Annotated in this window: 14 protein-coding genes; all 14 read right to left on the reverse strand. The window is 35.7% G+C overall.

Going from position 1 to position 13,852, the window contains the following annotated elements:
* Positions 1-31: 31 nt before the first annotated feature.
* Positions 32-751, reverse strand: coding sequence for a YwmB family TATA-box binding protein (locus tag COC46_RS09530; protein WP_098809475.1), 720 nt, complete (start codon positions 749-751; stop codon positions 32-34).
* 80 nt (positions 752-831) lie between these two features.
* Positions 832-1,068 (reverse strand): DUF1146 family protein, encoded by a 237-nt coding sequence (locus COC46_RS09535; protein ID WP_098809476.1) that lies wholly within the window; start codon positions 1,066-1,068, stop codon positions 832-834.
* Positions 1,069-1,276: 208 nt separating this feature from the next.
* The gene (nuoN, locus tag COC46_RS09540; protein WP_098809477.1) at positions 1,277-2,773 is read right to left on the reverse strand and encodes an NADH-quinone oxidoreductase subunit NuoN; all 1,497 of its coding nucleotides are present in this window, start codon (positions 2,771-2,773) and stop codon (positions 1,277-1,279) included.
* 3 nt (positions 2,774-2,776) lie between these two features.
* Entirely contained in the window at positions 2,777-4,285 is a 1,509-nt protein-coding gene (locus COC46_RS09545; RefSeq protein ID WP_098809478.1) for a complex I subunit 4 family protein, read from the reverse strand.
* On the reverse strand, positions 4,282-6,138 hold the full coding sequence (gene nuoL, locus COC46_RS09550) for an NADH-quinone oxidoreductase subunit L (RefSeq protein WP_098809479.1): 1,857 nt from the start codon (positions 6,136-6,138) through the stop codon (positions 4,282-4,284). The genes COC46_RS09545 and nuoL overlap by 4 nt, the downstream gene beginning before the upstream one ends.
* A gap of 17 nt (positions 6,139-6,155) precedes the next feature.
* Positions 6,156-6,470 carry an NADH-quinone oxidoreductase subunit NuoK gene (nuoK, locus tag COC46_RS09555; RefSeq protein WP_025568976.1) on the reverse strand — a complete coding sequence of 105 codons (315 nt, stop codon included), beginning with the start codon at positions 6,468-6,470 and terminating at the stop codon, positions 6,156-6,158.
* Positions 6,467-6,985: an NADH-quinone oxidoreductase subunit J gene (locus COC46_RS09560; protein WP_098809480.1), complete on the reverse strand. Its 519-nt coding sequence runs from the start codon at positions 6,983-6,985 to the stop codon at positions 6,467-6,469. Before COC46_RS09560 ends, nuoK begins: the two co-directional genes overlap by 4 nt.
* Entirely contained in the window at positions 6,982-7,401 is a 420-nt protein-coding gene (gene nuoI / locus COC46_RS09565; protein WP_025568978.1) for an NADH-quinone oxidoreductase subunit NuoI, read from the reverse strand. Before nuoI ends, COC46_RS09560 begins: the two co-directional genes overlap by 4 nt.
* Positions 7,402-7,432: 31 nt before the next feature.
* Positions 7,433-8,434, reverse strand: a complete 1,002-nt coding sequence (gene nuoH / locus COC46_RS09570; protein ID WP_098809481.1) for an NADH-quinone oxidoreductase subunit NuoH — start codon at positions 8,432-8,434, stop codon at positions 7,433-7,435.
* Positions 8,434-9,534 carry an NADH-quinone oxidoreductase subunit D gene (locus tag COC46_RS09575; RefSeq protein ID WP_098809482.1) on the reverse strand — a complete coding sequence of 367 codons (1,101 nt, stop codon included), beginning with the start codon at positions 9,532-9,534 and terminating at the stop codon, positions 8,434-8,436. The genes nuoH and COC46_RS09575 overlap by 1 nt, the downstream gene beginning before the upstream one ends.
* Before the next feature lie 8 nt (positions 9,535-9,542).
* Positions 9,543-10,841 carry an NADH-quinone oxidoreductase subunit C gene (locus COC46_RS09580; RefSeq protein WP_098809483.1) on the reverse strand — a complete coding sequence of 433 codons (1,299 nt, stop codon included), beginning with the start codon at positions 10,839-10,841 and terminating at the stop codon, positions 9,543-9,545.
* Positions 10,838-11,356 carry a NuoB/complex I 20 kDa subunit family protein gene (locus COC46_RS09585; RefSeq protein WP_056469321.1) on the reverse strand — a complete coding sequence of 173 codons (519 nt, stop codon included), beginning with the start codon at positions 11,354-11,356 and terminating at the stop codon, positions 10,838-10,840. The genes COC46_RS09580 and COC46_RS09585 overlap by 4 nt, the downstream gene beginning before the upstream one ends.
* Positions 11,347-11,715: an NADH-quinone oxidoreductase subunit A gene (locus COC46_RS09590; RefSeq protein WP_056469320.1), complete on the reverse strand. Its 369-nt coding sequence runs from the start codon at positions 11,713-11,715 to the stop codon at positions 11,347-11,349. The genes COC46_RS09585 and COC46_RS09590 overlap by 10 nt, the downstream gene beginning before the upstream one ends.
* Positions 11,716-12,097: 382 nt before the next feature.
* The gene (locus COC46_RS09595) at positions 12,098-13,843 is read right to left on the reverse strand and encodes a DHA2 family efflux MFS transporter permease subunit (protein ID WP_098809484.1); all 1,746 of its coding nucleotides are present in this window, start codon (positions 13,841-13,843) and stop codon (positions 12,098-12,100) included.
* Between the last annotated feature and the right edge of the window lie 9 nt (positions 13,844-13,852).

A 13,852-nucleotide genomic window follows, 5' to 3' on the forward strand; every position in this document is an offset into this window, starting at 1 on the left:
CTTTTCCCCTCCGTGTCCTAAAATAGATCTATCAATATTCTACTGTTATAATCGGTGTTCCAATAATAATTGTCGTTGATTTATCAACATTGTTTTCATGTATTGCAATTTGTAAATTTATTTTTTTGCCATTTGCAACCAGAGCGTCATTCCACTGTTCAGTATATGCTGAAACAGAGACGAATGCCCCTTCTTTTATTTCTTCAATTTTTGTTGCTTTAAAAGTCCCCAATAAATCATTTTTTATACCCTGCAAAACACCTTCAAGTTTACCACCCATTGTCCCCTTTATACAAGTAAAAAAAGTAGGTTCTTTACTAAAAATATTTTCCAGTGAGTTCTTAATGAGTATTCTTGTTTCTTTCTCAGCTCGTTGGTCCCATTTAGTCCCACTCAGTTCATAAATTACATAACTACTATTACTGCTAGTAGATGTAACAACGATTCGTTCTGTGACCGATGAATGGCTAAATGTACCAATTATTTTATTACCATTATTTGTATTAGTCCACTTAAATTTTTTAAAATCTTCTTTATATTTACCAACTATTTTGGCCACCGAAGTGTTCATTTTAGCTTCTCTAGCATATAAATTCCAACTTGTTACCGAAATGTCTTTTTTATTTAATACATCTGCAAAACGATTCAATTGACCGACTCCTGTGTCAGCCATACCGATTTTTCCCCAATTATAAAAAAGTGCAATCGCAAAAGTAATCGTAATTAAAAATAAATACATAGTCTTTTTCATAAATAATCCCCTCTCTTACTTCCATTTTTCACAGGTAGAGAAGGGTTTATACGGGCCATCGTAACATACTTTTTGACAAATTATTTCAATAAATATGTGATATTTTTTGCATACTGAAGATAATCTAAGAAAAAACTACTTACAGCAGAAGAAATCGTAATTGTTAATAAAACCATAAAAAGTCGAATTTGGGCGACATGTCCTTTTTTCATAATACTTTCCCATTTAATTGCGGTTATCGCCCACCAAGTTAAAATAATGAAAAGTAAATGGACTATTATTGCTAATAACGCATCTGTCCCAACCAAAGCTTCCATTTTTCACGTCCTCTTTTCGCTCGTTCTTTAAAGAAAAAGCTTTCAGATTGTTTACAAAAAGAGTATTGTTAAGGCGTTACTTTGTCTCTCTATTTGCACTGTTTCTTGAACGATATGCTATTTCAATCAGTCTGAAAACTAAATAAATTTTTTTACACAAATTAAAAAGTGTAGGAATAACCCTACACTTTTCTAATTTAACTATATTTTACGCCATAAAGAAGTCTTTAACAATGTCTAGTTTATGGAATAAATCTAAAGCTATAGATGGTTTAATACCTAAACCAATCGTTACAATCGCACAAACTAGTACAACGAATAGATGTGTCTTAGGAAGTACTATTTTTCGTTCTTCGCCACTTCTAAAGAAAATATTTTGAAGGATGCCAAAATAGTAAAAGTAAGATACGACTGTTGTTAATAGTAAAATTCCACCTAATACATAGTATCCTTTAACTTGGACAAATGCCCCCATGAAGATACTTAACTTTCCAATAAATCCTGCAGTTAATGGAATACCCGCTAGAGATAAAATAAATATTGTCATTGTAATTGCTAAAAACGGATTCGTTTTAATCAGGCCTGCAAATGATGATAAAGAATCAGTTCCTCTTTGTTGTTGTACATTATAAACAATTGTTAAAATCCCGATTGTCATAAATGTATAAGCCAATAAATAGAACCAAATACTTTCGAACATGAATGGTGAAATACTGACAAATGCAACTAGAACATAACCTCCATGTGCAATACCTGAGTATGCAAGTATACGCTTTAGACTATCTTGTTTTAGAGCAATTGTATTACCAATAATCATCGATAATGCGGCTAGTGTAGCAACTACGGGCTGCATTACTTCAAATACTGATTTTTGTTCCTTCATCAACAAGGCACCAGTAAAGACTGCTAAGAAGATGCGAAGTACGATAATAAATCCACCTGTTTTTGAAACAGTTGCTAAGAATGCCGTGACAGGTGTCGGTGCACCTTCATATACATCTGGCGCCCACATATGGAACGGAACAGATGCAAGTTTAAATGATAATCCAACGAATACTAATACGAATGCTAGAATCATTAGAAATTCATTACTACTTGGTATCCCTTGGGAAAGTACCATATTCATTTCAGTAATGTTTGTAGTCCCTGTTAAGCCATAAGCATAGCTTAATCCGAATAATGTAATGGCAGTTGAAATACCACCGTTAATTACATACTTAAGTGCGGCCTCTGAGGAACCCTCTCTTCTCTTTTGAATTCCAACAAGAATATAAGATGAAATTGAAAGTAGCTCTAATCCAATAAATAAAGTAATTAAGTCACTACTTGAAGCCATATACATTGCTCCAATTAATGCCGTTATAAACAATGTATAGTATTCTGAACGTTCTGCAATTGTTTTATCTCCTAGTGCAAGTAATAGGATTAAGATTGCACCAATTAATAATACTGTTTTAAATAAAAGCCCGAATGAATCAAGTTTAAACGATCCCGCTAATAGACTTATTGGTTTATGGGAATAAAGTGTGATTAACCATATAAATGATCCAACAACACTAAGTAGGCCAACCCAACCAACTATTTTACGACTCGCATTTTTAGGTAATAAGAGTTCAAGAGTTAATAGAAGAAGCGCAGCAGCTACTAGAATGATCTCTGGACCCATTGTTCCCCATTGAAATTCAGATAAAGCCTTCCATGTCATCTTCTATACACCTCTAATCCCTTGAATGATAAAATCCACTGATGACACAATCATATCATTTACGAAAGCTGGGTATACACCAAACAGGACGATCGCAAATACTAAAATACCTGATGCGATTGCTTCACGTTTTGATAAATCAGTGAATGACGAAATAAATTCACTATTTTTTCCGAAGCTTAATTGTAGAATAGCTCTTAAAATATAAGCCGCAGTTAAAATGATCCCTAGAGTACCTACTGTTGCAATTACTTTATGACTTTGGAAAAGGCCAACAAATGATAGCCATTCTCCAACGAATCCTGATAGACCCGGTAAACCTAGTGATGCCATACCGCCAAAAAGTAGTAACCCAGCAAGTCTAGGTGTTGATTTTGATAGACCAGAAATACGATCAAAGCTAGTAGAATCGCCTCGATTTTCTAGCATTCCAACTATTAAAAACAGGAGTGCTGCAATTAAACCGTGAGATACTGATTGTAAAATTGCCCCTTGAATCCCAGCACTATTCATAGCTGCTAATCCAATAATAACAATCCCCATATGTGAGAAACTTGAATAAGCTAATACTGAACGTAAATCTTTTTGTATTAAAGCAATATAAGCTCCGTAAAGTAAATTAATTACACCAATAATCGCAAGAGCTACTGACATTTTTTCAAATTGCTCTGGGAAAACACCTAAAGCAAAACGAATTAAACCGTAAGTTCCAATTTTTAATAGGATTCCAGCGTGAATGATTACAACAGCAGGATTTGCCTGAGTATGAACATTCACCATCCAGCGGTGGAACGGGAATAAAGGTAGCTTGATTGCAAATGCAATTAATAAACAAATTAATAAAACCATTTTTAAAGTATCCGAAATTGGGCTCACTGTAGTTTGCCCCATTGGACTGATACTTGATAATGCTGCATAGTTTGTTGTGCCTGTACGAGCAAATAGAACAGCGATAACAAATAGTAAGAATGCAGATCCCAATCCGTTGTAAATTAAGAATTGGTAACCAGCACGTTCACTATCAAATCGGCCCCATTTTCCGATTAAGAAGAACATCGGAACTAGCGTTATTTCAAAGAATAAGAAGAATAACACTAAGTTCTGAGCTGCAAACACACCAAACATACCCACTTGTAATATAAATAGTAGTTGATAGAAGCCTTTTGAACTTTTATTAATTGAGTAAGCTGCTATTACTGCGATTAATGAGATAATACCCGTAAGTAAAATCATCACTAATGATAGACCATCTACCCCAAGCTCAAACTTTACTTCAAACAATCTAGTAGAACTAGCGAAAAATTTTCCAAACGAGAACCAATCGTATGAAATATTCCAATCTTTTAAACTAGAAAGGTTTTGACCTGCAATATATGCAAGTATAGTAACTGCGAATGATAAAACTGACGTCAATAATGCCCAAAGCTTATAAGAATTCTTTGGAGCAAAAGAGACTAGTAATAATCCTAATAAAGGTGAGAAAACAACCCATAATAAGAAATGCGACATCATAAGTTGTACCCCCCTGTCACAACGATTGCTAGTAAGATTAGAGCAAGACCAAGTAGTGTAATAAATCCATAAGTTTGCACTTGACCACTTTGAAGCCTTGAACCAATTCCACCGATACTACTTACAATTCCTTTTACTAGAACTGCAAGTCCTTCAATTACAAAACGTTCAATCGCAAACATTATGTGACCGATTGCAAACATACCTTTTACGATTGTTACGTTATATAATTCATCCACATAATATTTATTAAGTAGAATTTCATGGAATAATCCATTTTCTTCTTCGTTAGTTTGCTGAGCTTTTCTTCCATACATATTGTAAGCAAGTGTAATACCTGCCAATGATACAAGTGTTGCTACGATCATAATCCAAACTGGTTCGTGACTATGTTCTGTGATTTCAAATGGAACTCCATCTAATAAAAAGTCATTTAAGTGGCGACCAAAGAATGGCGTATTAATATACCCTGCAAATATAGCAAGAACCCCTAATAATGCCATTGGAAGAACCATTGACTTCGGTGACTCGTGAGCACCTTTTGTTTTTTCTTCACCAGTGAAAACTAAGAAGAATAAGCGGAACATATAGAAAGAAGTAAAGAATGCTGCAACTAAAGCGACAACAAATAAAACGTAATTTCCATTTTCCCAAGTTGCTGCTATAATCTCATCCTTACTAAAGAAACCAGATAGTAAAGGTACACCTGTAATGGCTAATGTTCCAATTAAGAATAGCGTAGATGTCCACTTCATTTTCTGACGTAATCCGCCCATTTTAAAGATGTCTTGAGTGTGTACAGCGTGTATAACACTACCTGCTGCTAAGAATAACAATGCTTTAAAGAATGCATGAGTAGTTAAGTGGAAAATACTTGCTGTATATCCTCCCACACCTAATGCAAGCATCATATAACCTAATTGACTGACTGTAGAGTATGCAAGCACACGCTTAATATCTCTTTGTACAAGACCAATACTTGCTGCAAAGATCGCCGTAAATCCTCCGACAATCGCAACTACAGTTAAAGCAGTTCCACTAGCTATAAATATTGGATATGTTGTTGCTACTAAATAAACACCGGCTGCTACCATTGTCGCCGCGTGAATTAATGCAGAAACTGGTGTTGGACCTTCCATCGCATCAGGAAGCCAAGTGTGAAGTGGGAATTGACCTGATTTACCCATTGCTCCAATGAAAATTAAAATTGCAATAAGTGTTAACATGCCATTACTTACTTGTCCACCTTGGATTACATTGAAGATTTGATCGAAGTCAAAGCTTTTTGTTTTCCAAAATAAAAGGACCATCCCAATAAATAAACCAACGTCCCCTATTCTAGTCATAATGAACGCTTTTTTAGCTGCTGCTTTTGCTTCTTCTTTATAGAAGTAGAAACCAACAAGCAAGAATGATCCTAGACCTACTAACTCCCAGAATACATAAAGTTGTAGAATACTAGGTGAAATAACAAGCGCTAGCATTGCAAATGTAAATAACCCTAAATACGCAAAGAACACCGTAATGCGATCATCATCTTCCATATAAGCAGTTGAGTATATATGTACTAGTGTACTAACAAACGTAACGATTACTAACATTAACGCATTTAGTGCATTTACTACATAACCAACGTGAATTTCAATATTACCAATTGTTAACCAAGTATATAATTTCTGCACTGTATCCCCTTGTAGACGGTCAAATAAGACGAACAAGGAGATGATGAATGAGATTCCTGTTAAAGTTGCTCCTAAAATCCCACTACCTTTCTTTCCTCTTGTACCAGCTAATATTAGGATTAGAAACGAAATTAGCGGAAGTACCGGAACAAGCCAAGCATACTGCATCATCAAATTCCACCTCCTAATTATCTTTTCAATGAATCAGCTTCATCGATATTGACTGTCTGACGATGACGATACCATGCAATTAAGATTGCCACGCCTACTGCAGCTTCAGCAGCTGCTACTGAAATCGTGAATAATGAGAAAATTTGTCCTGTTAGAGACGGTGCCACACCAAGCTTACTAAATGCCACTAAATTAATATTTGCGGCGTTTAACATTAACTCGATACAAATTAACACGATTACAGTGTTTCGCTTCGTTAATGCACCATATAATCCGATACAAAATAAAATAAGCGCTAAAAGAAGATAAGCATTAATTGGAACTGAACTCATTCCTTCGTACCCTCCTCTTTTGAATCATCTGATTTTGCTAAAATGATCGCACCTACTAAAGCAATTAGTAATAGTACAGACATTACTTCAAATGGTACGATATGATTTGAAAATAATTGTAATCCGATATTTTTCGTATTGTTTGTTGCTAAATCTACATCTGATGGGTCGATTGAAAGTCCGTTTATGCCTAAGAACATAACAATTCCAAATAAAACAATACCTATTAACGCAGCAATATTTCGCCAATTTCTTTTTGGGTTTTCACTTTCAATATCATGTTTTGTTAACATGATTCCAAAAATCATTAAGATTGTTACTGCACCTGAATAAATAAGAATTTGAACAACAGCTACGAATTCCGCTGATAGAAGAACATAAATCCCTGCAATACTAACGAATGTTAAAACAAGCGAAAGCATCATATGCATAACTTTCGTAGAATTTAACATCATAACTCCACCTAAAATTGCTGATAAAGAAAGAAGAAAGAAAGCAACTACAAAACCACTCATGCTTTATTCTCCTTTCGAATGTTTTGATCATTTTCATCAAGCCATTGAAGATCTTTGAACAATTCATCACGTGAATATTCAGCAAGTTCGAAGTTATTTGTCATGATAATCGCTTCTGTCGGACAAACCTCTGTACATAAATCACATAAAATACAAATTTCGAAATTGATATCATAAGTGTCGATAATTTTTCCCTTTTTCGTAGGATCAGGATGTTTTTTCCCAGTTAATGTAATACAGTCTGTCGGACAAATTGCTGAACATTGATTACAAACAATACATTTTTCTGGATAAAACTTTTGAATCCCACGAAAGCGATCTGGTAACGGAATCGGCTGATTTGGATAATCATATGTTACTTTCTCGCGCGTTAAATTTTGAAGAGTATATTTTAATCCTTTTACTAACCCAATCATGACTCACACCCCTTTAGATTGGTCGATTTGTTTAGAAGAACAAGCTTTTTACTAAAGCAGTTATTAAAATATTAGCTAATGAAACTGGTAACAGTACTTTCCAACCGAACTCCATTAATTGGTCAGCTCGTAAACGTGGGAACGTTACACGGAACCAAATTAATAAGTATAAAATCACACTAAATTTTAAAGAGAACCATACAGCTCCAGGAATAAAATCTAGACCTGCAATTGGATTCCATCCACCTAAAAATACAATCGTAATTAATGAACACATTGCAAAAAAGTAAACATACTCCGAAAGCATAAAGAATGCCCAACGGAAACCTGAAAACTCCGTATGATAACCTGCTACTAATTCTGATTCTGCTTCTGGTAAGTCAAAAGGTGTACGGTTTAATTCAGCAACTGCTGCAATTAAGAACACAATAAAAGCAATCGGCTGAGTTACAATGAACCATACATTCTCTTGTGCATTAACAATATCATTTAAGTTTAAGCTTCCAGTTAATAGGATTACACCTAATACACTCATTACTAACGGAATTTCATATGAAATCATCTGTGCTGCCGCACGCATACCACCGATTAACGAGTATTTGTTATTTGATGCCCAACCTGCTGTAACAACACCAACAGTTGTTAATCCTGAAACAGCGATATAGTAAAGCAATCCAACACCTATATCAGCGAACTGTAAGTTTTCTGTGAAAGGTAAAGTTGCTAATACCATAAAGGCAGGTGCGAATGCAATGATTGGTGCAAGAATGAATAATGGCTTATCTGCTGCTTTCGGAATCGTATCTTCTTTTAAAAGAAGTTTTAATACGTCTGCAACAGTTTGAAGTAAACCAAAACGTCCACCAACTTGGTTTGGACCAATTCGCCCTTGCATGAATCCCATTACTTTACGCTCTGAAAGAATTCCAAACGTAACGAAACCTAAAACTACAAATAGAAAAATAACGCCTAAGCCTAAATAGATGAGAAAATTTATCCAAGACGGTGTACTTTGTAGAAGATTTTCTATCATTATCCGTCTACCTCCCCAAGTACAATATCAATACCACCTAAAATAGTAATTAAGTTTGCGATGTTTTCACCTTGTAATAGCTTTGGAAGAATTTGCAGATTATAAAAAGATGGTCGTCTAAACTTCAAACGATACGGTTCTTTTTTACCGTCACTTGCAATATAGCAACCGATTTCTCCACGTGGTGACTCGATTCTTACGTATCCTTCACCTTTAGGAGCTTTGATGATTTTAGGAACTTTTGCTAAAATATCACCTTCAGCAGGGAATTGTTCAACAGCTTGTTCTAAAATCTTTAATGACTCTTCAATCTCTAGCATTCTGCACATATAGCGATCCCATGCATCTCCAACCGTTCCTACTGGTACATCAAAATCAAAACGATCGTAAATAGAATATGGAGCATCTTTTCGCAGATCATATTTGATACCGGTACAACGAAGATTTGCACCACTTAATGAGAAGTTAATCGCATCTTCTTGTGAATAGGCACCGATACCTTTAACACGATTAATAAAGATTTCATTTCCTGAAACTAAATCATGGTATCCTTTTAACTGCTCTCTCATATAAGGAATAAATTCTTTTACCTTTTCAATCCAACCTTCAGGAGCATCCCACTTAACTCCACCTACACGCATGTAGTTAAAAGTCAATCTTGCTCCACAAAGTTCGTTTAGTAAATTGATAATCATTTCACGCTCTCGGAAAGCATAAAGGAATGGACTCACTGCCCCTATATCTAGTAGGTTTGTACCCCACCAAACTAAGTGACTAGCAACTCGACCTAATTCCATGGAGATAACGCGTAAATACTCCGCGCGATCCGGAACTTTGATATCCATCATTGTTTCAACAGCATGGCAGATAACATAGTTATTTGTCATTGCTGAGAGATAATCCATACGGTCTGTATATGGAATAATCTGTGTATATTGAAGATTTTCAGCGATTTTTTCTGTACCACGGTGCAGATAACCAATGACAGGTGTCGCCTCTTTAATGATCTCTCCATCAATCTTTAACACAAGACGAAATACACCATGTGTACTAGGATGCTGAGGTCCGACATTTAATAGCATTTCTTCCGTACGAATCATGACTTATCCTACACCCCCTCGTCAAATTGAACGTAATCTTTTCTTAGTGGATAGCCAACCCAATTTTCTGGCAGTAAAATACGTTCCAATCTTGGGTGTCCTTCAAACTGAATTCCAAGTAAGTCATACGTCTCACGCTCCGGCCAGTTTGCCCCTTCCCATATTGGAGTAATACTATCAACTATAGGTTGTTCACGGTCTGCTCTTACTTTTAAAGCGATTCCATGTTTACGTTCATATGAATATATGTAAGAGTATACTTCCATGTAATCAACGAAATCAGTTCCATGTAATCCAGATAAATAAGTAAATTGTAGCTGATTATTATTTTTTAAAAACTGTGCTACTTTAAAATAAGCATCTCTTTTAATCGTAAAAGTTAAATCATGCTTAGAAAGCGTATTAATAGTTGCTTCCTCAATAACTTCCGCTCCGAACTCTTTTTCAATTAATGCCTTTACTTCATCTAATAATGGTTGATTATGAGAAGCTTTTACTTCTTCAGTTGGAGCCTCTGTAGCACCACCTGTTTTTGCTTTCGCTTTTGCTGCTGCCGCTGCTTTCGCCTTTGCAACTGCAATTGCCTTTGCTTTCGCTTTTTGTGCATCATCGTCTGAACCAGCACTTGCTGTGTCTTCTCCACCTGCTGCTTTTTGTTTTGCCAATGCTGCTGCCTTCGCTTTTGCTGCCGCTACTGCTTTTGCCTTCGCTGCTGCAATTGCTTTCGCTTTTTCATCATCAGCACCGTCTGCTGTAGATTCTCCACCTTCAGCGGCTTTTTGTTTTGCGATTGCTGCTGCCTTTGCTTTTGCTGCCGCTACTGCTTTCGCTTTCGCTGCTGCTAAAGCCTTTGCCTTTTCATCATCAGTAGCTGATTCTTCTGCTTGTTCTCCTGCTTCTGCTGCTTTTTGTTTCGTGATTGCTACTGCCTTCGCTTTTGCTGCCGCTACTGCTTTCGCTTTCGCCGCTGCTAAAGCCTTTGCCTTTTCATCATCAGAAGCTGATTCTTCTGCGTGTTCTCCTGCTTCTGCTGCTTTTTGTTGCAAGATAGCTGCTGCCTTCGCTTTTGCCGCTGCTACTGCTTTCGCTTTAGCTTCTGCTAGCGCTTTCGCTTTTTCATCTTCAGTTGATGGTTCTTCTTGTTTTACTTCATTTTCATCAGCTGGTTCGTCAACTACTGATGCTTCTTCACTGTTTTTTGCGGCTTCTTTTTCAGCCTTCAGCTGCTCCATTTTGCGTCTAGCTGCTTCTTTCGCTTTCTCTGCAGCTTCTTTTTTTAATTGTTCTTTAGACTTATCTTCACTCATTTATTCGTCACCTGCTTTCCAGTTTTAGCCTCGTAACGAATCTTCTCTTTTAATTTGTTAATACCATAAATTAATGCTGCTGGATTTGGAGGACATCCAGGAATATACACGTCTACTGGAACAATTTGGTCCACTCCTTTTACAACCGCGTACGAGTTAACATAAGGACCTCCAGCAGTTGCGCATGAACCCATCGCAATTACCCATTTTGGTTCAGGCATTTGGTCATATAAACGTTTAACAATTGGGGCCATCTTTTTCGTTACAGTTCCTGAAACAATCATACAGTCAGATTGACGAGGAGAAGTACGGAAAAATGATCCAAAACGGTCTAAATCATAATGTGATGAACCTACACCCATCATTTCAATTGCACAACAAGCTAACCCGAATGTTAATGGCCATAACGAGTTGCTTCTTGCCCATGCTTTCACTTCTTCCAACGTCGTGAAAAATATATTCTTTTGGAGTTCTTCCATTTCAGCAACAGAAATTCCATCTAACTTCATAACCATTTCAACACCTTCTTCTTCCAAGCATAAATAAGTCCCAACAATAGCATAAGAATAAAGATAATCATCTCAACAAAAGCAAACAGTCCTAACTGATCATATGCAACTGCCCACGGATATAAGAAAACAGTTTCAACATCGAAAATAACGAATAATAGGGCAAAAATGTAATATCCAGCGTGAAAACGAACCTTCGCATCATGAAATGGTTCAATCCCACTTTCGTAAGTCGTTGCCTTCGCTTCAGTTGGTACGTTCGGTCTTAAAATTTTACCAATAACCGAAAGTGCAACAACTGGAAGTGCAATTCCTATAACTAGAAACACAACTACAATCACATAATTATTTAAATAAGCATTCACGAAACTTGTCCCTCCTCTAACTAAAGAGCTCTACATTATATACTTATTATAAATATAATGTATTTTTCATTAATTTTTACTATTCAGTTTTGTAATCGTATCCATTATAACAAATGTGACAAAAACGTGTCGATATTTATTGACATTAATCTGAAAAATGATAATATAGTTGGAAAATAAATTCCATTAATCCTAAATAATCAGAGATGTACGTCGTTCTAATAAATATATAATACTTTTAATGACATTACTAATCACAGAAACTTTATATTAGTATAAGAGTTATCCACAAATCCACAGAAAGTTATTCACAATTTCCACAAATTAAAATAGAGTGATAATAGTCGAAAAAAAACCAGTTCAAAAATGAACTGGCTCCTTTTTAAGATGCAATCGTTTCTGAAGACTGCTTATTTTGATTTTTAGATTGAGGTTGTGTAATCTTTCTACTTTTTGTACTTCCCATAAAGAATGAAAGTACTAATGCGATCCCTGATAATGCAGTAGCAAAGATAAATGCATCATTAATTCCATTAATTGATGCTAATTTTGACGCCTGACTATAAAGCGTCGTAACTGCTAAAGCTCCACCTTGTGTAGGAGTTAATCCAGCCGCTCCAGCTAACTGCGCGCCAGTTTGATGAACCCAATCCATGATGAAAGGATTTGTTGAATTTACTTCATTTGAAAAGTCAGCCATATGATTTGTAGTTTGAGTGGTCATAATTGTAACAAGGATTGCAGTACCTACTGAACCAGCAACTTGTCGCAATGTATTTTGTGTTGCAGTACCATGTGAAATCATCTTTAATGGTAACTTATTTAAACCAGCTGTCATAATCGGCATCATGATAAATGACATACCAAATGAACGTAAAGTATAGAAAAACATAATCTTCAAATACGGTGTATCAATCGATAATTTAGTGAACTCATAAGTCGTATAAGTCATTATGAGTAACCCAAATATCGCTAAAGGACGAATCCCATATTTATCAAATAATTTACCAGTAAGCGGACCAAGTGCCCCCATAATTAACGAACCAGGAAGTAATAGTAAACCTGCTTTAATTGGAGTAAATCCACGAATGTTTTGTAAATACAGTGGGAGTAAAATCATCCCTCCATATAATGCTGTTGTAACGATTAAGTTAATTAATAAAGTATAAGAAAAAGAAAAGGATTTAAATACTCTTAAGTTTATTAATGGTGTTTTTGCCGTTAATTCTCTCCATACAAACAAACTTAAGCTGATACCTGCAACGACTAAAGAAAGAACTACCTCAGTACTACTCCAGCCCTCATTACCTGCTTCACTAAATCCATATAACAAAGTTCCAAATCCAACTGATGAACTCACGATTCCCCAAACATCCAAAGTTGGGAATGAACGTTTACGTGAAATATGGAACCAAGCATTAGCTAAAATAATGGAAATAACACCGAACCCAGCCATTCCATAAAATAAGAAATGCCAAGAATAATCTTGAACTACATAACCAGTTATTGTTGGACCAATAGCTGGCGCAAGAATCATTGCTATTCCCATTAATCCCATTGCAGCCCCACGCTTTTCAGGCGGGAAGATCGTCATAAATATATTCATACCAAGTGGCATTAAAATACCCGCACCGACCGCTTGAACTATACGCCCTACCATCATAAGCGGGAAATTTCCTGATATAGCACAAATAATTGAACCAATTGTAAAGGCAATCATCGAAAAAATAAATAATTTGCGATAAGTAAATGTTTCAACTAAGTAAGCACTAATTGGGATTAAAATACCATTTACTAACATAAAACCAGTAGATAACCATTGTGCAGTCGAAGTGGTTACATTAAAATCTGCCATCAACTTCGGTAAAGCCACATTTATTAATGTCTGATTTAAAATTGACACGAACATACCAAGCAATAGTACAGTCAAAACTTTCCCCATACTAAAGCTCTGTTGTTCATTTGATTCAGATGGCATTGATTTCTTTTGAACTTCTTCAGATTGGACCGTTTCTTTTCTTTTATCTATTATCGGTTCGTTTTCTTTATTTCTTAATACAATTCGATTAATAATAAAGAAAACAATTAAGCAAAACCCTCCATATACTGTGATCATTCCACTAGACATAGAAATTCC

The sequence above is a fragment of the Bacillus sp. AFS041924 genome, from assembly GCF_002577195.1.
Classification (GTDB): domain Bacteria; phylum Bacillota; class Bacilli; order Bacillales; family Bacillaceae_G; genus Gottfriedia.